This window comes from Micromonospora sp. DT233 (assembly GCF_049841815.1).
GTDB lineage: Bacteria > Actinomycetota > Actinomycetes > Mycobacteriales > Micromonosporaceae > Micromonospora.
Genome location: NZ_JBNCLB010000004.1, coordinates 155,028 through 176,148, shown reverse-complemented (window position 1 = coordinate 176,148; position 21,121 = coordinate 155,028). Strand labels below are relative to the sequence as shown.

Here is a 21,121-nt window from a genome sequence, read left to right as displayed (position 1 = left end):
GGCTGTCAGGGCCTCCCCGCGCTGGGGGCTGCTCGATCAGGCTCCGTCGGTCACGACGAGAGCCCGGAAGCTCCGCGACGCACGCGATCCGCGAAGTACTCGGTGCGGACGAGATCGCTCAGCAGCGTGCCCGGACGTTCACGCGCGACATCCTTGTGCGCTGCCACCACGACCAACAGCAGTTCCCTGAAGTGATGCTCGGATTCCAGGGGGTTCCACACCACGTTGAGAATATTGTCGCAGGCATCCTTGCCGGCGGACTTTTGAGGCCAGTGCCCCACACCCACCAATCGGGCCTTGAGTGCGGCCAGCAGATGGTAACGCGCTGCACGATAACCCCAGAACAGTTGCTTGTTTCTAAAGATCCACTCCAGCCGGTAGAACGCCGCTGCGGCGGCATAGTAGACGTGCGGGTCGTGGTGTGGCTGAAAGAGCGTCTTCGCATGCTTGCTCTTCAGCTGCACGTAGCGGCCTGTTCCGGCAGGCTGGTCGAGGACCATTGCCGCGTACGCCTTGGTCAGCTGAGCTCGGGTGACGACCCGGGTCCGTTCGACACTCGTGACGCCGGTGTACTGGCGGGACCGCCGCTCGTAGTACAGACGGCGGGCCTCCGGCTGAGCGGCGAAGTAATCTTCGAGGATTTTGTGGAACGATTCGCGCGCCGCCAGGTCGTCCTCAGTGACCGCCGTCTGCCGGTTGGTGGCAGCGATGATGCCACCGATGACGTCATCATCGTTCGACTGGATCAGCCGGACGTTGACCTGCACTCCGTCCGACAGAGTCTTCCGTTGATCGAAGAGCACGTGACAGGTTTGACAGCCGTTGACGATCTGAAAGTCACGGATGTGGACCTCCTCACCGGCGGTGGTCAACTCCCTCGCGACGATGGTGATTCCGTTGTTCAGCACCGCGAAGCGATCACGGCGATCCTGATCTTGAAGAGTTCGACGGATTTCCTGGTTGACCGCGTTGTAACCCTGGAAATCGCGGACATTTTCGTAGAACAGAACTTTGCGGATTCCACCATTCGGGTCGGTCAGAACCTGCTCGACCAACTCTCGCGCAGGCAGCACGCCGATGAACGCCTGTTCGACGCCGGGAATCTTGGGCAGTGGCAACTTCTTCGGCATCGTGAAACCCGCGCCGACTGCTTCAGAAGCCTTCTTGTACAGGCCGCGCAACTGGTTGGCGCCCACAGCGACGACGTCCACATCGTCGAACATGTTCAGCTCGCGCAGCCGCTGTGCGGCGGTGAGCCGCTTTTCGTCGAGCAGGTTGTCCCCGGGAGAGCCCGTGGTGACGTAGTGAACCGCCAACTTCGGCAGGCCCTTGCTCAGCTTTTTGACGTCTCCGTAGACCGCGTCGACACAGGCTCGGAAGTTCGCTACCTCCTCCGAGGCCTTGTAGGTCATGGGCTCCCGCCGAAAGACCTGCACAAGGTTGTCCGCGAGATCCGTGAACACCTTCGTCTCGAACTTCTCACTCCGCTTGGCCTGCACGACGACGAAACGGACCTCGAGCTGCTTGGCCTTGCCCACCGCATCGCGGACATCCTCGGCATCACCGAAAAGATCCCCGTTGACGATGACGGCGGCAACGTCGATCCCAAGGTCGAGCCCGCCACCCATGCGGAACTGGTCCGGGTTGAAATCATCCTCGTGGTAGCTGCTCAGCACGCAAAACCCGGCGAAGGCTTCGAAAGCCTCGGCATCGCTGAGCGCGCTCAGTTCCTGCTCCTTCTGGAACTGCTTGGTCCAGCCCTCGAGAATGAAGTCCACGCCCACCTCCGGGTGCCCTGATCTCCTTGTGTGAGGCCACCCTAGCGAAGGGCGGACGTCCACGCAGGACCCCCGCGGGTGATCTCCTCGGCGAGGACCCGGATGCGGGCCAGGAGTTCCGAGGGCTCGGCAGTCAAGTCGAGCGAATGACAGACGATCTCGATGCCGGCGTTGGGAACGAAATGCCGCCTTTGCGCCGGCTCGCCGAAGGCGTAGACCAGGTGCCCTCGGGTCAGCCGGTAGGCAACGCAGTAGGCGAGCATCTGGTAGGCGTCCTCACGGACGGTGTCGGCCTTGTACTTGGCGTCCACCACCGCGCCCGTCTCGGCCCGGCCCCGCAGCCACACGATGTCCGGTCGCAGTTCCAGGCGACGCCGATCATCGAGATGGTGACGCGCCTGAAAGACGACCGCGCCGCCGTGCGTCGACTCGATCGCGGCACGGAGTGCGACCGAGAGGAAGTCCTCGTACACCCGCCACATGTCGAGCAGGAAGGCGTTGGCCAGGACCCCACCCCGGCCCGCCTCGATGGAGCAATCGGCAAGCACCAGCTCGGCGAGCCGAAGCGCGATGACAAGCCGTTCGTTGAGCCGCGTCCGATGCCACTGCGGCACACGCTCCCCGGGTCGCAGCCGGGTAATGCCGGCCAGGCGGGCGGCGAGGTGTCGAAGCATCCGCCGGGACACGGCATCGACCCCAGGAACCCGCAGCATCCGGTCGACGGCGGTCGCGAGGATCCGATTCTCCGGGATGTCGACCGTGTACTCGTCGTGCCGAATCTCGAGCGGCAGGGGCAGGCCGGCCCGCCGATTCAATTGTGCGGACTCGCGGAGACGACCGCGAAGAACCGGCGAGGTGTCGTCGACCGTTCGGTACCCCTGAAGCAAGCCTTGGCGCAGCGCCCGGTCGGCCTGCCGCCACAGGGCAGCGGCGAGCGCCGGCACCAGACCCGCGTGTTCCGCCAACGGCACGCTCTCATCGCGCCATCCTTTGGGGTCACGGGCGTAACCGGCGAGGAACAGCAGTCGCGCGATCGGCACCTTGGGCTCGATGTAGAGCTCGACGTTGCCGATCCGGGCCGCGCCGACCCTCTTGGCGGCACGCACAGCCCATAGTCCGGCAGCCGGTCCGGGCCGTACGTCGACAACCCCGGCCGCCGCCAGCCGGCGTGCCTCGTCGGCGTCGAGGCGCACCTGGACGGCGGGACCGGCCTCGCGCAGCCGGAGCACGATCATGGCTGGGGAGGCAGCGACTGGCGCAACGCGTCGAGGCCGTACCGCTGTTCGACGTCGATGTCGTCCGCATAGTGGTGCTCGACGAGCAGCGGCAGGATGTCGTGCCGCCAGACACGGTCCAACCCGCCCGGGGCCGTGTGCACCGACTTCCGCATGAAGTACGACGGGCCGACCGCGTAGTCGGCGTCGTCGAGCCGGCCGTTGAGCGCATCGAGCAGCTCCGGCGCGTCCGAGGCCAGGCCCTCCCGGTCCAACCAGCGGCGCAGCAACCCCGCGACCGGGGGCTTCGCCGGGTGCAACTCGACGAACGCGAACCGACGCCGCATCGCCGCGTCGACCGGGGCGATGGACCGATCTGCGGTGTTCATGGTGCCGATGAGGTAGAGGTTCGTCGGCAGGGTGAAGTCCTCCGCCGAATACTGCAGCCGGATGTGCTTCTCGCGATACTCGAGCAGGAAGTACAACTCGCCGAAGATCTTCGCGAGATTACCTCGGTTGATCTCGTCGATGATCAGAATGTACGCGATGGAGGGGTGTTCTCGGGCGTCGTCTGCCAGCTGGCGCAACGGACCGGAGGTGAGCTTGAACCGTAGCGTCCCGTCGTCACCACTCTCCGGACGGAAGCCCTCGAAGAAGTCTTCATAGGTGTAGGACGGGTGGAACTGGATCAGCTTCACCGCGTGCGGCTCGGTCAGCCGGGCAGCCAGCTTCTGGGCCAGGTACGTCTTGCCAGTCCCCGGCGGCCCGTACAGAATCAGCTGCCGGCGCTCGGCGAGCAGGTCACGCAGGTCGGCCAGCCACTCGATGTCGGTCAACACCTCGTCGGCGTGCTGCGTGGTGACGTCGGCCAGCCGTGCCTCCGGGGCCGGTTCGAGCACCGGCTGCTCCAGCACCAGGTCGGCGAAGAGCCGATCCAGGGCATCGAGGGCGTCGGTCAGGTCGATCAGGTCGTCCTGGCTCTGCGTCAAGGTGGGTAACGGCCCGGCCAGGTCCGTGAGATCCCGGGGGGATCCCGTGTTCAGCCATCGCGCTGGGCGGCGAAGATTCGACCGCCGGTCCGGCGACTCGACGAAGTAGGCGGGCCCGTCTACCTGACCGAGGTACACCTCGCCCCGATGCATGGTCATCAGATAGTCGCCCGGTCGCATCTTGCGGAGGAAGGCGCTGAAGTAGCCGAGTAGCTTTTCCCGCACCGAGTAGCTCTTGTGCCGATACTCCTCCTCGACGACCTGCTGAAGGCGCTGCGACTGCACCTCCTCGTCCAACTCCGGCAGCTGTGAAGCCGCGAGGGACACCCAGCCCTGCGCCAACCACACCGGCACGAGGTCGACACCATCGACATTCGAGCCGCGCACCAGCCAGGCCCGGCGGGCCGCGTTCTCCGGCCCGATGGTCTCGGCCTCCGTCAGCCGTTCCCGCAGGAATTCGGCGGTGATCCGTTGCTCGGCGTTGGCGTGCCGACCCTCGAACTCGACGCCCTCCCCGATCAACTGCCCGCGCACGTCACCACCGCGATACTTGAAGTGTTGATGCATCGCGGTCGGCACCTGACCATCTGCTTGGAGAACCCGGTGCGACTTCTCGACATACGTTTCGGCGAGCAGGTGGGCGATCTCGTCGGCCGAGCCGTCGACAAGGTCGGCAAGGTCGTCGTACGCGGTCCAGGAGCCGGCCGGAACGAGTTCGAGTGCACTGGCGAGGGTCTGCAGCTTGCTCTCGTACTTCTTGCGGGCTTGCTTGCGCCTTCGGTACACCTCGCGATACCGGCGACTGATTTCGGCGTACAAGTCGTCGGGGCCCCGATAGGTGTCCAGGGCCCTCCGGCCGGCCTCGGTGATCCACCACAGGCCGTCGCGCTTCACCAACCATCCTGCCGTCGCGGCGTCTCCGGTGTGGAACCTCGCCGCCACGTTCCAAGCGGGCACGCCGCTCTTGTGCGGCTTCAGCTCGGTATCCGTCAGGTCGAGTCGGTTGGCGACCTCATCGAGCACCGCTCTGCCGTGCATCCGCTCACCGCCGTCGCGCAACACCTCCAGGCAGGTGCGCACCAGCAACCCGTTCCGGATACTCTCTGACATCACGCTGACCTTCCGGGCATGGCGATCGATGATCAACACAGCCTACGGCCGAGGGCCCGGCAGAGCTACGTGGAATCGGCGTGGACGCCGGCAAGGACGGCTGCACGCCGTCGTCATCTGGTCCTGGCGAACTCGCCGGGTCGCCATGTTCCACCGCCAAAAGGCCCAATCGCCGCTTTCCCCGCCGATTCGATCCATCGTTTTTCATGGCCGTGCGGTATACAAGGGGCTCGCTCGGGTCCGCCAACAGCGATCGGCGGGTCCTCTCGCGGAGGGTTGATTGCGATGAGTGCTGGCCTACATCTCTCGGTACGAGTGCCGTGGCACGACGGCGGCTGGGCCGGAACCGTCTGCCAACGCCCGTTGGACAATGCCTCGTGCATCCTGCTGAAGAACATCGGCGACGGCCGCGACGACGACTACGAGGCCACCCACGCGGGCAAGCCGATCGAACTGGTCAACCCCAACAAACTACCCTGCGTCGCCGAGCGGGCCTCCTTCATGAGCCCGCACAGCTACCAGCTCACGAAGGAACACCCGTACCGCCACAAACCGGCGCTCAAGGGCCGGCTCCAGCCGACTACCCTGGTCGTGCCCGCGTACGGGGTGCACGCGACACCGTACTTCTGGCTGCACCGCAGCAACGTGCCGGCCGTTGTGCGGTCCGTCGACGTGGAATATCACGAGGAGTTCGAGGAACTCGTCAACGATGCGCTGAGGTTCACTCCGCAGTGGGTCATCCACGGTGACAACCAGCGCGCGTTGATCACCCGCTTCTTCGCCGAAGTTCAGCCGGGGGGCCTCGTCTTCTTCTACCTGAAGCACTCGCCTTTCACCGCAGCCGGGACCAGCGGCGGCCGAAGCCTCCTGGTCGGCGCGGCCCGGATCACCGACATCGATCTTCCTGATGACTGGAAGACGACCGGGCAGACGCCGTTTCCCAACCACATGTGGGAGACCAACGTCCGGCATTCGCTTCGGCCCGACGGCGTCGACGGTGTTCTCCTGCCGATGGCCGATTTGGCCGCCCTCGAACTCGATCCGGACGAACTCGGCGACGCCCTGGCCTGGGCGCCGGAGTACGGCGGTCGCGAGTTCATGTACGTCACCGAGCATGTCTCGGACGACACGGCCATCGCCGCGCTGGAACGGCTCTATCGCGCAGCCGAGCACTGCCTGGACCTGGGCCTGGAAGTGCCACCCGCCTCGATGGACTGGTTGTCCGGGCGCATTGCCGAGCTCTGGACGATGCGTGGCCCCGCTCCCGGCCTCGGTGCGGTGTTGGAGGCCCTTACGGTGCCCCACGGCCCGGTGGTGGCCCGCGCGATCTCCCGGCTGACCCCGGAGGGCGTGGACCCCTGGGATTTCCTCGATGACGCCATGAACGAGCCCGCGACGCTGAGCCCGGAGCTGGCGAAGAAGCTGAGCGGCACGCCGCGAAAAGTTTGGCGGCAACTGAGCGCTGACGAACTCGGTTCCCTCAAGCTGCTGTCGCGGTTCAACCTCACCGCCGAGCAGGCCCATGCGCTGGTGGCCGGTGAGACTGAGATCGCCCTGGAGCCCGGGGAACTGCTGGAGGACCCCTACCATGCCTTCACCTGCCTGCTGGGTGGGCCGGCCGAGGTCGCCTTCGACGTCGTCGACCGTGGCTGCTTCCCCGAGACGTCGGTGCGCGCGGCCTTTCCTCTCGACGAGCCGTCAGCGATGGTCGACGCGGCCGACGAACGCCGAGTGCAGGCGCTACTGACCGCGATGTGCGAGGAAGCGGCGTCGAACGGGGACACGGTGGTGCCGCTGGACCGGATGCTCGCCGCAGTGCGGGAGCGTCCGCTGGTCGAGCCGTGCCCCCTCACCGAGCAGGTGTTGCGGGCGCACGCACTCCACCCGTCGATGCTCGCCTATGACGAGGAGTCGCCGTACTGGCCGCCGGTGTGCGGGACGGTGCTGGCCGACGGCACACCGGCGTTCAAGCTGACGCGTCTGGAGACGACGAGCCGGGTTATTCGCCAAGCCGTCGACGCCCAACTGGCCAGGACGCGGCACGATGCTCCAAACGACGTACGGGCGGTGCTCGAAATGGCCCTTCCCCCCTACTCGACGGGCGACGCCGCAGACGCGGAGGCCGAGCATCGTGCGCGCGAGGAGAAGGCTGCGGCGCTCGACGAGCTGTTCCGCGCACCGCTGACGGTCCTCAACGGCCGGGCCGGCACCGGCAAGACCACGCTGATCAGAGCTCTCGCCAATCACCCGGCGGTGCACGGCGCCGGCGTCCTGCTCCTGGCTCCCACCGGCAAGGCCCGGGTGCAGCTCACCAAGAAGGTGCGGCTGCCGGCGCACACCCTCGCCCAGTTCCTCGGCAGGTACGGGCGCTACGACGCGGACACCGGCACGTACTGCATCGACGGCGACCGGCCCAAGGCACCCCGGTTCGGCACGGTGATCGTCGACGAGTCGTCGATGCTGACGGAGGAGCAGCTGGCGGCTCTCCTCGATGCGCTGCACGCGCCCGACCGGCTCGTCCTCGTCGGCGACCCGCGCCAACTGCCGCCGATCGGGGCGGGCCGGCCTTTCGTCGACCTCATCAACCGGCTTCTCGGCGCATCGGAGGTGCCCGCCTTTCCGCGGGTCGCCCCCGGCTACGCCGAGCTCACCGTGCTGCGGCGTCAGTCCGGCCAGGTCCGCGACGATCTCATGCTCGCCGGGTGGTTCGCCGGCGACGAGATTCCGGACGGCTTCGAGGAGGTCTGGCAGCGGCTGCGTCAGGGCACCGAGATGGCGACACTCGCGGCCCGCCCGTGGGGGACGGCCCGCCCGGAGCAGGCCATTGACGATGCGCTGGCCGCCGAACTCGACATCACCGGCCCAAAGGCGTCGGCGCGGTTCGAGCTCTCCTACGGCGGCCGGGAGAACGCTCCCTGGGTCAACTTCCCGACCGGTGACAAGGGTGCCGGCGAACGTTCCGAGGAGTGGCAAATCCTCTCCCCCACCCGGACCAGTCCATGGGGCACGATCGAGGTGAATCGTCGCCTCAAGCGCAAGCATCGCGGTAAGGCGCTCAAGGACGCGCTGCGTCCACCCTACGAACGCAAGGTGCCGGCGCCGATCGGCGCGGAGCAGATCGTGCTCGGCGACAAGGTGCTCAACAATCTCAACCAGCGCAAGAAGGCCTGGCCTGCCGGCCCCGACACCCTGCACTACGTGGCGAACGGTGAGATCGGCGTGGTCGTCGGCCAGGTGGGACGCCCGAAGGGAGCGGCCCCGCGATACACGAACGTCGAATTCTCCTCGCAGGTCGGTCACACGTACGGCTATTCGGGCAACAGCGAGGAGAATCCGGCACTGGAGCTCGCGTGGGCGATCACTGTGCACAAGGCTCAGGGCTCGGAGTTCGGCACGGTCTTCGTCCTGCTTCCCGGATCGTCGCGGCGGCTGTCCCGGGAGCTGCTCTACACGGCGCTCACCCGCCAGAAGGACAAGGTCGTCCTACTTCACGAACGGCCCATCGACGAGCTGTTCGAGCTGACCCGGTCCACGGGGTCGGAGACGGCCCGGCGGCTCACCGACCTCTTCTCGCCTCCCGCACCGCGAGCGGTGCTGTTGCCCGACGGCACGGCGGCGGGCGTGCTCGACACCAACCTCATCCACGTCGCGCCCAACGGCGTCCTGGTGCGGAGCAAGAACGAGGTGATCATCGCCGGCATCCTGGAGAACCTCGTGCCTGGCAGCTGGGAGTACGAGAAGCCGCTGGTGTCCGACGGGGTCACCCGCTTTCCCGATTTCACCGTCACCACGAACGACGGCCGGTCGGTCTACTGGGAGCACCTCGGAATGATCGACAACCCGCAGTACCGGGCGGCCTGGGAGCGGAAACTCGGCTGGTACCGGGAACAGGGCGTTCTTCCCCACGAGGAGGGCGGCGGTCCCGCCGGCACGCTGCTGTGCACCGATGATCAGCAGGGGGTGGACGTACCGGGCTGGACCGAGGTGGCTCGGTCCGTGCTAGGAGCAGGCCCGACGGGTCCACGGATCCCGTCCAGGCGGGCGGCCAAGAAGGCCACACCGAGCGCGGCCCGATCCCGCGAGTGAAACGTCAGGTGGCGGCCGGATGACGGCGGCCATGTCCGGGGGCGGAGTTCAGCAGGAGCGGATAGGGCCGGCCCGACTGAATGCCCCCGGACATGGCGTCGTACCGCTCGAGGATCAGGCGCTTCATCCGGTACTCACCGTGCGCCCGCTCCTCCCGTTGCCGGAACACGGTGAAGGTGTCCAGGACGTGGGCGACCTCGTCGCGGGTGAGGCCGTAGAGCTGGAAGTAGGCGGCGTCCAGCTCGGCGCGGATCAGCTCCCGCCGCTGCGGGTCCCAGACGAACGGTGCTCCGTCGTCGCCCAGGTCGCGGGCGTACGGCGCTAGGTCGTCGGCGGTGTAGGTCAGCTCCAGCACCCGGGCGGTGATCCACGCCGCCAGGTCGGGCGCCGCCGGGTCCCACGGCACCGGCCGCCCGTAGCTCTCCGGCGGCAACACCGGCAACTGCTTCAACACGTAGTACTTGAGGGAGGTGCCGGCGAACTTCTGCCGCGTCACGTAGTCGAGGCAGAGAGAGCTCAGGTTGGCCTGCAGACATGCCGGCTGCGCGGCCGGCAGAGCGAGCAGGAACTTGTCGCCGACCGCAGAGCGACTGACGACGGTCGGGATGAGGGTGCGTTCGTCGGTGCTGCGGCAGATGTCCCGCCAGCCGAGCAGCCAGCCGCGCGACCACCGCTGTGCGAGCCGGTCCGTCACCTCCTGCTCGGCCACCCAGTAGCGCGGCAGTGCGGTCGCCGCCCGGTCCCGGTGGGCGTCGGCGTCGAGCCGGGGCAGCGTGCCGACGTTGAGCTGGGCTTCGGTGGCGCCCTCGTAGGTGCCGAGCCGGTGGTCGAAGTGGTGCACCATCTTCGCCTCGTACAAGGGCAGCATCCGCTCCCCGCCCCGGAGGAAGACGTTGCGGTCGAGCTGCCAGCCCTCGTCGACGAGCCGGTCGAAGGTGTGGAACAGGCCCGAGTCGGTGGCCATGTTGAACAGGCCCTGACGCAGCCAGAGCCGCCACGGGTTGCCCTCCGGGTCGTCCTCCCGCCAGAGCACGGGCACTCGACGGTAGATGCCCAGGGTCATCTCAGCGTCCCGCCGGGAGAGGAAGACCGGGCACGTGCCGGTGTTGGGGTTGAGCAGGCCGATCTCCTCGGGCGTCAACCGGTAGGCCCGAGACGCGATGTCGGAGACCTGCCGGGCCCGGAAGGCGAGGGCGGCCGTGGGGGCGATTCGCGGGGGCCCGGCCATCGTCAACAGGGCGAAGCGGAGCGAGTGGTGCACGTTCGAGAAGAGTTTCTCCTCGTTCTCGAAGTCGTGCAGTGACACGAGGCTCCCGCCGGTCACCACGTCCTTGAAGAAGGCTTGGGTGGTCGCGTCGGTCGCGATCCCGGTGGGCAGGATCATCCCGAGCATGCTGCTCGGCGCGGCGACGGCTCGGGCCGTCTCCGCGAACACGGCGTAAGTGTTCAGCCGGCCCGTGCCGGTGAGCGGGTACCTCCCCGAGGAACGGATTAGGTGGCTCACCCCGCTCACCTCGCGTTGCGCGGTGCGCAGCTCGCCGTAAAGGTCCTGCCCGTGCCGCTGCCCGCTGCTCCGCAGGGCTCCGACGAGCTCCCGGCGGGCGGCGGCGTGCCGCGCCCCGGCGATGCCCTGGTCGCGGCCGGCGAAGAACTCCTCCTGCTTGAGTTCGATCTTCTCCCACGGCGGGTTGGTGAGGACGCAGGAGAAGCCGCCGGTCCAGCCGGTCGCCGGGTCGACGCCGACCCCGTCGGGCGGGACGGGGAAGATGTGCGGGAACTCGATGTGCCAGTGGAAGAAGCGGTACTGCCGGCTCATCGTCCGGACCACCTGGCGGGCCGCCTCGACCATGCCGCCCCGGTCTCCCCCGGCCAGCCGTTCCCGCATCCCCTCGGTGATGGCGTACGGGCGGGTGCGCTCGGTCTTCGGCCCGACGAAGGCCGCACACCAGGCGTCGGCGTCCAGCCGTTTGCGGGTGCGCTCCTCGTCCAGCAACTCGGCGCGTTTGGCCTGGACGTGCACGTCGGCCAGCGATTCGCAGGGTGCCAGGTGCGCGATCGCCCGCGCCTCCTCGGCCAGGTCGAGGTTGACGCCCGTGACGTCGCCGAGTGGCCGTTGGCCGCGCCGCTCGGCAGCGTTCTGCTTCCGCAGCGCGTTGACCACCGTGCGGTCGTCGCCGCCAAGGGCGGTGAAGGCCGAATCCGGAATGCCACCGCACAGCATCGCCGGTGTCGCTCCGAGGAGCGAATTACCAACCCGGATGTTGGCGTCGAGATAGCCCAGCGGCTTGCCGGGCTCGAACGCCTCCAGCCAGAGCGACACCTTCGCCAACTCCGCCGCCATCTCGTTCAGGTCGACCCCGTAGCAGCACCGGCTCACGACGGTGCGCAGCGCGATCCGGACGGCGTCGACGCTGGGTTCCGGCTCGTCGGTCTGCTCGGCCGCCAGCCGCTTGGCGAGCCGCCGGGCGGCGGCGATGAGGAAGTGCCCGGACCCGACCGCGGGGTCGCAGAGGGTGATGGCGAGCAGTGCCGCCTCCCGTTCGGCCCTGGTCGGCTTGTCGCATGCCTCGTCCAGCAGTGGCTCCAGCGCGGTGTCGAGCAGGCTGTCGACCAGGTCTGCCGGGGTGTAATAGCTGCCGCTCTTCTTGCGGTCGTTGCCATGCAGTCTTGAGAAGTGGAACCGTCGGCGGGGCGCGTCCCAGTGCGGGTGCAACTCGAGGAGGGCCTCGTAGACGCTGCCCAGCTCCTCGGCGCCGAGATGCCGGAAATCCACCAGTTGCCGCCCACCACGACGCTTGGCCAAGACGCTCAAGGCCTCGACCGCCTGCAGCAGCGCGGCATTGGTCAGCTCCGCGCCGCAGAGCGGCTCGTCCAGGACGCTGTGCTCGAAGATCCCCCCGATGCCGGGCAGGCCGACGGTGCGGGAGCCGGTCTCCGACCCGAGGATGCGGAACACGAGCTTGACGCTCTGCCACAGGTCGCCGTGGCGTGAGTAGCGGCGGACCATTGCGAGCTTGCGCAGGCGCTGGGACGACAGGTATGCCTCGTAGCGCCGGCCCGCAGCCGGGTCGGCCGCCGGGTCGAGCAACAAGTCGCGATCCTCGACGACCATCCAGAAGAGCAGCTTGTAGACCAGCCGGAGCAGCGAGCGTTTGAAGTCGCCCAGCGACAGCTCGGTGCCGATGACGTCGCGGAGATGCTGGTTGGCCGGGTGGTCGAGGAAGCCCGTGCCGAGGAGTTCCAGCGCGGCCTCGACGCCACCGCGCAGCCGGGTGAGTGCTCGCTCGCCCTGCTTCGCGCCGTACGCCCGCCACTGCTCCAGCAGGCAGGACGGCGGCCCGACCTCCTCGTCGCGGACCTTCAGCCGGCTGGCGTGCGCCATCCGGAAGAGCAGCACGAAGTCGGGGAAGAGCTCGCCCTCGAAGATCGACTGAAGGTCGAACTCGATGTACGACGACCCGACGAGGCTGGTCGAGTCGCGCAGCAGCCGCAGCCGCTGGCCGTTGGACAACACGGCCCACAGGTGCCGGTCGCTCTGGTTCAGCAGTTGCTGGACCATGGCGTGCGGTGCCGCTGCCGCCGGGCCACCGGCCCGGCCGATCCGCCGGTCGAGGTCGGCGTGCCACGGCAGCAGGTGCATCGGCACGGTGCGCCGCCACCAGTGGCTGACCGGAAACGACCGCTCGTCGACAGGGATGCCGCCGCCCAGCGGCTCGTAGTCGTCGTAGTGCAGCTCGCGCAGCAGCGGCCGGAGCCACTCGTCCCGGGTCAGCCGCGACACGGCCGCCGCGCTCTTCGCCCGCCGCTTCGTGAAGTCGGTGTAGGTGTCGCGGAGGTAGAGGTACTTCGCATTGGCCAGTCGCCGCACCGACTCGCCGGCCGCCAGGTCGTAGGAGACCGGGTCGATGCCGGGGACCTCCGGATCGCCCTCGCCGATTCGTTGCACCACGCCACCGGGCAGTAGGCCCCCGACCACCTGCACGGCGGGATACGACAGCGCCACACCGCCTCCCCAGGCCGCAGAACCCAGAGCTGACACCAAGCAAGGAATTGATCACATTCAGTGTCGACCCGAGCCTATAGATCGACCTTCACGCCTACAAGGCCGCAGGCGCAGCAACCCGCTGTCGCCTTGTCGTCACCGAAGATGCCCACGTCGCCGTTGACACGAGGCCACCCGACAGACGTCACCGGCGAAGGGCGCCGCCCGGCGGTCCACATAGGCCAGGGGTTGCCCCGGCCGGTGGGTGCCGGCAGCGCGACCGATGGCTCATGATCTTCAGCGCGAGGCCCTTCGCGTGTCTCGTCCCCGACACCCGGCACCCCTCGGTGCACCCGGATGACCGAAGCAGGAGTTCCATCGTGATCAACAATTACCCCGGAAGATGTGGCACGTGCCAGAACCGGGTGGGAGCCGGGGCCGGACAAGCGATCATGATCGAGGGCCGGTGGACCACGTACCACGACGGGTGCGCACCGACGGCCCCGCCGCCGGGCCGCCACCGCGGGTGGCACGACTTGCCGATGGTGGGCTTCGACGTCGAGACCACCGGGAACGAGCCCTTCGACGCGCGCATCGTCTCCGCCGCGCTGGTCTACTCCGACGGCACGACCGCGCGGTGGCTCATCGACCCGGGCGTGCCGATCCCGCCCCCCACCACCGAGATCCACGGGATCACCGACGAGATGGTCCGCAGCTCCGGAAGGCCGGCCCGGGAGTCGCTGGCCGAGGTGGCAACGGCCATCGCGAAGGTGATCGCCGACGGCACGCCGCTCGTCGCCTTCTGCGCCCCCTTCGACGTCACGGTGCTGCACTCCGAGCTGGCCCGACACGCCCTTGCGCCGCTGGACTGGGACCGCGCCGTCATCATCGACCCCTCGGTCCTGCACCGGGAGGTCGAACCCACCCACACCGGCATGCAGCCACTCGGCGGCCTGTGCAGATACTACGACGTCGACCTCACCTCCGCTCACGACGCCGCGAGCGACGCCCGCGCCGCCGTCAACATGGCGGTGTCGATCGCCGCCCGGCACGAACGCATCGCCCGGATGCGCCCGGACGCCCTCCACCGGGCGCAGATCACCTGGTACGCCGAGCAGAAGCGGGAGCTCCAGGCCTACTTCGACCGGCTCGGCCACGAGAAGACGGTCAGCCTGGAGTGGCCGCTGGAGACCAGGCGACGCCGATAAGGCGAGGGCGCGCCGCTGTCACCTCGCTGTCCAACCCGATGCCTGCGTGATCCAGGTACGACCAGCGGAGAGCCCGGTCAATGCCGGGTCGGCGAGGGCGAAGACTCGCTGCAACAGCTCGTCGAAGCTCTGCGGTAACCGATCATCGAGGTGATGCTTGCGCCGCCAGGCGGCCCACCGTCGCTGCGCGAGCGCCGCGTAGCCGTCGAGGGCCTGGCTCAACGGCGCGAGCGTCACCTCGCGGTATTCGGCCACCCGTTGCACAGCTGTGGCCAGATCTGCACCGTCGACATCGTGGCGGCCCGACAGCAGATAGACATCGGCGAAGTCGCGCCAACGGGTGTTCGCCACGCCGCGCTGCAACGCCGTCACCAGCTTCTCCGCGTAGACCATGGTGAGCGGATAGCCCGTCACCACGATCTCACCGTCGAGCAGGCGCGGCAGCTTGATCGGCTGCGGATCCGGCCAGATCGGGTCGCCGACGTTGACGTCGACGTGGAAGGACAGGCGGGCAGCGGCGAGGTGGCCGCTGAGGCTGACCCGCACGCCGGCATAGACGTCGTCGTCCCGGATGGTCTCCGCCGTTGCATTCGCTGCATCGAGCGTCAAGCCGTCGTCGAGGTCCAGGGCGGCGATGCGACGGACGATACCGAGCACCTGATCGGTGTCATTCGAGATCCATCGACCCTGGAGATCCACGTCTCGGGTCGGCCGGCGGGCAGCGTAGGCGGCCAGCAGTACGCCGCCTTTGAGGACGAGCTTGTCCGCGTACGGGGATTGGGCCAAGCGGGCGAGGAAGCCCTCCAGGGCATAGACCTGGTGCAGCTCGTCGGTAGGTCGGCCGGTGCGGCGCGCGAGATTCTGAAGGTCGAGGTAGGCACGGCCGGCCACGGTGGCGCGGGTCGGGCGCACGGTCACAGCAGGATCTCCAGAGCCTCTCGGAGTGGTCGTTCGGCCTGCGAAAAGTATCGAGCCATCGCCAGCAGCTTCGCCGGCGCCGCGCCGTCCCGTCTCAGCCACCGACGCAGAGCCGTGTATGCCAGTTCCGGCCCCTCGCGGTGCCGAAGGCGAAGGGCATCGATGATGCTGCGCTCGGGACCGTAGAGACCGATCGAGGTATCTGAATCGAGTGGCAACTCGGTACGGCCGACCTCGAAGGTGGCCGGGTCGAACGTGTGCCAGGCGACCGGGGCGGCCGTCGCCGGTCGATGCCGGCCGCGAGGCAGCGCGACGTCGATGCGGGAGGGAATCTCGTCGGTAAGACCATGACGAGCCAGCGCGCTGGTCAGACACAGGGTGGCGGGCGGAGCCCGGCGGACAAGCTCGATGAGGTCGATGTCCGCGGCCTCGGCGTCGTGGCGTCGATAGAGCCCGCCACCCAGGGGCTCGATCAGCCCCTGGTCCCGCAACCGGTAGAGCCGCCACCGCGTCAGGCCGGCCTCCAGAGCCTGCGAGTAGCTGAAGGTTGCCGGCAACAAGCGCATCGACGCCGCCTCGACCTCTCCCCCTCGCCTCACCAGAGAAATCCTACACATCCCTAGTAGACCTGTAAGGAATTCCTCCGGAATTCCTTAGGTTTCAGACACCCGCAAGCCGACAAACTGATCCGGCAGGTGAATCCGCTCGGCGGGCACCCCGGCGGCGAGCAGCCGCAGCCGCGACCCGGCCACCATCAGCGGCGGCCCACACAGGTAGACCTCCTGCCCCGGCCGGTGGTGTTCCAGCGCCACGGTCAGCGCGTCGCCCCGCTCCCCCGGCTCGGCGAGCGGATCGTGCGAGAACGCCGGCAGGAGGGTCAGCCAGTCGTGCGCGCACTGGAGGTCGTCCAGACTGATCGCGTCGTAGAGGTCGGCCAGGGCGCGGGAGCCGATGACCAGGGACACCCTTCGACCGGCCGGTGCCCCCGCGACCTGCTCGACCAGGGCGCGCAGCGGCGCGAGCCCGGTGCCCCCGGCGACCAGCAGCAGGTCCGCCCGGGACGCCGGGTCGAGGGTCAACCCGGTGTCGCGCGGTGGGCCGAGCCAGAGCTGGTCGCCGGGGCGTACCGCGTGGACCAGGGCGCGGGAGACTGCGCCGACGGCACGGACGTGCAGTTCGAGGGTGCCGTCGGGGCGCGGGGCGTTGGCCGGCGAGTACCAGCGCCACCGACCGGGCCAGCGCTCGGTGCAGACCGGCACTGCCTCGCCGGGCCGGAAGGAGAGGCGTCGCCAGGTGCGTACGGTCAGGGTGGCGATGCCCTCGGCGGCCCGGTCGTGGTCGACGACCTCGGCCGGCAGCCAGGCCGGGCCGTCGCCGGCTGGCTCGCCGGCGACCTGGGTCACCGCCGCCGACGCCCGCCGGGCGGCCTGCGCCCAGGCGGCCTTCAGCTCCGGCGTCCAGGGGGCGTGCCGGGCGACGGTGGCGGTGAGCGCGGCCTCAACGATGTGCTGGCGCGGCACCAGCCGGTAGCGGCGGTAGGCCGGGCCGAGCACGGCCAGCAGGGCCGCCCGCCCGGCCGGGTCGTCGCCGCCGCAGGTCAGCCGCCCCAGCGCGGCGAGGAAGACGGCCGCCTCCCGCTCGGGCAGCAGCCCCGGGCAGCGGTCCTCCAGCGTGCACCAGAAGTGGTTGGCCGCCGCGCGGGCGTACCGCATGGTGGTCGACCACGACGCGGCCAGGGCGGCGGTCACGAGCCGGCCTCGTCCGCGAAGGCCCGCCGGGCCGCCTCCACCGCGCCGGCCGGCACGTCGAGCGCCCAGAGCACCCCGGCCAGGTAGTCGACCACTCGGCCGTGCTGTGCCTCGGTCAGGCCCAGGCCGCGCCACGCCCCGGCCGCCGGCCGCGCGATGTCGCCCGCCGGCCCGCCGAGCGCCACCGTGAGGGTCAGCGCCAGGTGCCCGGCGAGCCGGGCCCGATCAACCCCGATGAGGTACGGGGCCAGCTCGGCGTCCGCCGCCACCAGCCGCAGCCACCGGGCCACCGCGTCCCGCACCCCCGCCGACCCGAGCGCTCCGACGGGGTACGGCCCGAGCCCGGTCACGCCCGGATCCAGGTGAAGTCGTCCAGCACCGCCGCCATGGCAAGCCCTTCCGTCGAGATCGTGAAGTGGAGCGGCACCGGGGCGGGCGGGGACGACGCAGACGCGATGGGGAAACGCCCGCCGGAGCCCAGCACCCGCCCCGGGCCATGCGTCCACCCTGGCCAAACCGCCGATTCCGCTACAGAGCAGCAACTTGGCAGAACTGTGCAGAAGTGTTGCATTTCCCCTACCAGGCAGAGCAACTGTGTAGGATCGCTCAATCACGTTCCGCAATGGAAGGTGCCGTGATGGCCCTAAAGCGACACCGCTTGGTCCAGCGACGCAAAACGGTCGGCCACACGCAGGAAAGCCTCGCGGAGAAGCTCGGCGTCGACCGCACCACCGTCGTTCGGTGGGAACGCGTCGAGTCCGAACCCCAACCGTGGGTCCGATCACGGCTCGCCGATGCCCTGGGCGTGTCGCCGGAGGGTCTGAGCGGGCTGCTCGCCGATGTTGGCGCTGCGAGAACCCAGCGCGGCGACCGGCTCGCCTCCGTGTTAAAAAACCCTCGAACAGCCGATCTTGCCGCTGTCGCGCAGCTCCACCAGACACTCGCCCGGCTGATCGGCAGCTACGACACCAGCCCGTCCATCGCGATCCTGCCGGATGCCAGCCGCCTACACAGCGAGGTCAACCTTCTGCGCGTACACGCTACTGGCGAGCCTGTCCGCCGCGCCCTGCGCGACGTCGAAGCGGCAGCCTCCATCTTCATGGGTCAACTCGTCTGGGACGCGTCGCAGCGGAGGCACGTCCAGGCAGCATTGAACTACTACGACCAGGCAACGCACGCCGCGAAGCAGAACAACGACGCCGAAGCCGAGGCACAGGCCCGACTTCGCCGAAGCTTCATAGCGCTCTACAGCGAGGACGACCCGAAGAGTGGCCTCGCTCAGGCTACCCAAGCCGCCCAACTCGCCTCTCGCTGCGGTGACCACACCTTGGCAGGCGTGGCTCTGCTGCATGTCGGCGAGGCCAACGCGATGATGGGCGAGCGCTTGGCCTGCGAAGAAGCCCTTGGTCGAGCCGAGAGCCACCTAGGCCACACGGACGACGGTGACCAGACCCGCGCACTGGCCTCAGCCGGACAACTCAACCGGCTGGCCGGCTCCTGTTACCTCCTCCTCGGCGAGCCCAAGCGGGCTCAGTCCTTTCTCGAAGAGGCACCCGCCGAAATCCGGGAGCGCCGGAAGTCGCACGCCATCGTCCTCGGCAATCTCGCGTTGGCTCGCCTTCGGCAGCGCGACCTTGACGGCGCGACCGAGACGCTGCACCAGGTTATCGACGTAGTCGAGGAGACCCGTGGCGGCGGCGCGGTCAACGTTCTCTTCACCGCCGGCCGAGAACTGCGACCATGGCGAGACCGGCCGGACGTCCAGGAGGTCTTGGACCGGACGCTGGCGCTGATGTCGTCCTGAGGGGGCCGTATGGACATCGAAGAGGCAAAACGCGAGGTACGCAAAGCCGTCTGGTCACGACTGGAGCAGGCTGGCCAGGCGCTTCCCCCGGGCGCTCACGGACGAATCCCCAACTTCGTCGGAGCCGAGTTGGCCGCTGGGCGGCTCGCGCAGCATGATGCCTGGCGTAACGCCAGCGTCATCAAGTCCAACCCGGACAAGGCTCAACTGCCGGTGAGACTACGAGCGCTTGCCGAGGGCAAGCTCCTCTACATGGCGGTGCCGAAGATCGCCGACATCCGGCCCTTCTATTTGCTCGATCCGGCCAACCTGAACGCAGCGCCCGACGAGATCGCCACTGGCAGCGGCGCGGCGGACCACGCGCCGAAGGTCAGCATCAGCGAGATGTGGCCGGTGGACCTGGTGGTGTGCGGCAGCGTCGCAGTCAACCGCGACGGTGTGCGGATCGGGAAGGGTGCGGGCTATTCGGACATCGAGATCGCCCTGCTCACCGAGGCCGGATTGGTCGGCCCATCCACCATCCTCGCGACGACGGTCCACCCGTTGCAGATCGTCGACGGACCGCTCCCCGAGTCGTCGCACGACTTCGGCCTCGACCTGATCATCACTCCAGTTGAAGTGATCGAGTGCCGCCGACGCCAGCGCCCGACCGGCATCTACTGGGAAAGCCTCAGCGGGCCAAAGATCGACGCCATCCCAGTCCTTAAGGCATCAGCAGTCTCCAGTTGAGGGCGGCCAAACAGTGCTCGCTCCAAGCGTGTACAACTACATAACGGCAAGATTTGATAGACCAGTGGGAGTCGCAAATGACGGCTGTTTCGGAGCGTGGTCGACTCGATCTCGCGTGGGAGTGGTCGGGCTACTGGTGGCTGCCAACTGAGCCAGAGCGCAAGGTTCCCGGCACGCTCCGTTACGAACCGGCCGAAGGCTTGCAGCTATCATTGATCGGCGGGTTCGAGGAACGCGTGCTGCAAACCCTGGGCGATGGCGTGGTTTCTGTGATGGAAGGCAGGAGATCATGGTCGGTTATTTGCGGCGTCGCGGAGACTAGAGAAATAACGTTGCTCGACTGCATTCCGACCAGCAGTCGCTCGTATGGGTTTGGATTCGACGGCCCAGATAAGCAGACAATTCACGCCACGATTGCCCTCGCAGGAACACACCTAGAAGACATCGATCAGGAGGTCTTCGCCGTAAGCCTTGTGTCGGTGGAAAACCTAAATACGTGGGCAGGCTCCTCAGTCTTTACCAGCACCCTCGGACTGAAGGATGAGCGCGCGGACGGGCGAGGTTCGATCTCTGTAGAACCGGTCGACGGACCTTCCGTCGTTATGGATGACATGGCGGTCAGGCTCTCCCACGTGCATACTCTGCCTCACTTTGATCAGCGTCGCGGCCGATCCATTGGCCGAATGACGGACAGCGTCCTCGTACGATTTGAGTCAACGAAATCCTTCTCACTTAATGCTGCGCTTGACCACGCTAAGGCAATTCAAGACCTCGTGTCTCTGGCTACGCACCGTGCTTCCGCAATCCTGTTGTTGCAGTTAAGAATGCCTGCCAAGCGACGAGACAGCCCTCCCGGATACCCGGCCCGGGCCCGTGATATTGAAGTTTACTTCCACGGCGCCGTGAGGGGTGACGGCGACGCCAAGGCCGCCGGGCACTATGCCACCCTCTTCACCTGTGCAGACATTCCCTTCGAGGACATCATGCCCCGCTGGTGGCAAGTCCGGCAGTCGCTCCTTGCAGCTTCCAATATGATACTCGGATTGCGCTATGCGCCAGCACGTTACGTCCATGGGAACCTGCTTGCGGCAGTGGGCGCGGCCGAGGTCTTGCATCGAGGACTAAAAATTAGTCAACCCTACATGCTCAAGGCGGATTTCGACGCCCTGAGAGCACGGCTACTGGAGCAGACACCCGAGGAACACCACGCTTGGGTGAGGAGCAAAATTCGCAATGACCCCACATTGAAGGAACGCCTTAAGGCCCTCGTTGCACTACCGGACCGAGAGGCAATGAAACGCCTAGTGCCAGACGTGGAGCAGTGGGCCAAGGTAGCCACTCGCGCTCGAAACGATCTCGCTCACACCGGTCAAACAGAGCAAACCATGGATGAGTTGGCCGCCGTCGTGAACGTCACGAGTGCGGTAGTGGTGATGAACTTACTCCAAGCACTCGGCATCCCCGGCGAAAGACAACGGAAAGTCATTAACGACCACCCCGAACTCCGACACACCGCCAGGCAGGCCGAAGAGCACCTTACTTAAGCATCACGACA

At 67.8% G+C, this 21,121-nt stretch carries 13 protein-coding genes; 5 read left to right on the top strand and 8 right to left on the bottom strand.

Annotation, left to right across the window (positions count from 1 at the left end; translation table 11 throughout):
• Positions 1 to 50: 50 nt before the first annotated feature.
• The 3 genes from ACLQ2V_RS11905 to ACLQ2V_RS11895 are packed head-to-tail and all read right to left on the bottom strand — an operon-like array spanning position 51 to position 5,061.
• Complete coding sequence (locus ACLQ2V_RS11905) at positions 51 to 1,778, bottom strand: AIPR family protein (RefSeq protein WP_425718488.1); 1,728 nt, start codon at positions 1,776 to 1,778, stop codon at positions 51 to 53.
• A gap of 41 nt (positions 1,779 to 1,819) precedes the next feature.
• Positions 1,820 to 3,013, bottom strand: coding sequence for an McrC family protein (locus ACLQ2V_RS11900; RefSeq protein ID WP_425718487.1), 1,194 nt, complete (start codon positions 3,011 to 3,013; stop codon positions 1,820 to 1,822).
• Positions 3,010 to 5,061, bottom strand: coding sequence for an AAA family ATPase (locus ACLQ2V_RS11895; protein WP_425718825.1), 2,052 nt, complete (start codon positions 5,059 to 5,061; stop codon positions 3,010 to 3,012). The genes ACLQ2V_RS11900 and ACLQ2V_RS11895 overlap by 4 nt, the downstream gene beginning before the upstream one ends.
• A 393-nt stretch (positions 5,062 to 5,454) precedes the next feature.
• Between ACLQ2V_RS11895 and ACLQ2V_RS11890 the strand changes: the two genes are divergently transcribed.
• Positions 5,455 to 9,177, top strand: coding sequence for an AAA family ATPase (locus tag ACLQ2V_RS11890; protein ID WP_425718486.1), 3,723 nt, complete (start codon positions 5,455 to 5,457; stop codon positions 9,175 to 9,177).
• A gap of 4 nt (positions 9,178 to 9,181) precedes the next feature.
• Here ACLQ2V_RS11890 and ACLQ2V_RS11885 read toward each other — a convergent pair whose 3' ends face one another.
• Positions 9,182 to 13,180, bottom strand: coding sequence for an Eco57I restriction-modification methylase domain-containing protein (locus tag ACLQ2V_RS11885; RefSeq protein ID WP_425718485.1), 3,999 nt, complete (start codon positions 13,178 to 13,180; stop codon positions 9,182 to 9,184).
• A 269-nt stretch (positions 13,181 to 13,449) separates the two neighbouring features.
• On the opposite strand from ACLQ2V_RS11885, the gene ACLQ2V_RS11880 reads away from it, so the two are divergent.
• On the top strand, positions 13,450 to 14,367 hold the full coding sequence (locus ACLQ2V_RS11880; RefSeq protein WP_425718484.1) for an exonuclease domain-containing protein: 918 nt from the start codon (positions 13,450 to 13,452) through the stop codon (positions 14,365 to 14,367).
• An 18-nt stretch (positions 14,368 to 14,385) separates the two neighbouring features.
• Here ACLQ2V_RS11880 and ACLQ2V_RS11875 read toward each other — a convergent pair whose 3' ends face one another.
• The 4 genes from ACLQ2V_RS11875 to ACLQ2V_RS11860 are packed head-to-tail and all read right to left on the bottom strand — an operon-like array spanning position 14,386 to position 17,383.
• Positions 14,386 to 15,285, bottom strand: coding sequence for a nucleotidyl transferase AbiEii/AbiGii toxin family protein (locus tag ACLQ2V_RS11875; protein ID WP_425718483.1), 900 nt, complete (start codon positions 15,283 to 15,285; stop codon positions 14,386 to 14,388).
• The gene (locus ACLQ2V_RS11870) at positions 15,282 to 15,884 is read right to left on the bottom strand and encodes a type IV toxin-antitoxin system AbiEi family antitoxin domain-containing protein (protein WP_425718482.1); all 603 of its coding nucleotides are present in this window, start codon (positions 15,882 to 15,884) and stop codon (positions 15,282 to 15,284) included. The genes ACLQ2V_RS11875 and ACLQ2V_RS11870 overlap by 4 nt, the downstream gene beginning before the upstream one ends.
• A 54-nt stretch (positions 15,885 to 15,938) precedes the next feature.
• Complete coding sequence (locus ACLQ2V_RS11865) at positions 15,939 to 17,033, bottom strand: FAD-binding oxidoreductase (RefSeq protein WP_425718481.1); 1,095 nt, start codon at positions 17,031 to 17,033, stop codon at positions 15,939 to 15,941.
• Entirely contained in the window at positions 17,030 to 17,383 is a 354-nt protein-coding gene (locus tag ACLQ2V_RS11860) for a hypothetical protein (RefSeq protein ID WP_425718480.1), read from the bottom strand. Before ACLQ2V_RS11860 ends, ACLQ2V_RS11865 begins: the two co-directional genes overlap by 4 nt.
• 287 nt (positions 17,384 to 17,670) lie before the next feature.
• Between ACLQ2V_RS11860 and ACLQ2V_RS11855 the strand changes: the two genes are divergently transcribed.
• The 3 genes from ACLQ2V_RS11855 (at position 17,671) to ACLQ2V_RS11845 (ending at position 21,110) form a co-directional block, all read left to right on the top strand.
• Positions 17,671 to 18,837, top strand: a complete 1,167-nt coding sequence (locus tag ACLQ2V_RS11855) for a helix-turn-helix transcriptional regulator (RefSeq protein WP_425718479.1) — start codon at positions 17,671 to 17,673, stop codon at positions 18,835 to 18,837.
• Positions 18,838 to 18,846: 9 nt separating this feature from the next.
• Positions 18,847 to 19,566, top strand: coding sequence for a 5-formyltetrahydrofolate cyclo-ligase (locus ACLQ2V_RS11850; RefSeq protein WP_425718478.1), 720 nt, complete (start codon positions 18,847 to 18,849; stop codon positions 19,564 to 19,566).
• 77 nt (positions 19,567 to 19,643) lie between these two features.
• On the top strand, positions 19,644 to 21,110 hold the full coding sequence (locus tag ACLQ2V_RS11845; RefSeq protein WP_425718477.1) for a HEPN domain-containing protein: 1,467 nt from the start codon (positions 19,644 to 19,646) through the stop codon (positions 21,108 to 21,110).
• The last annotated feature ends 11 nt before the right edge of the window (positions 21,111 to 21,121 follow it).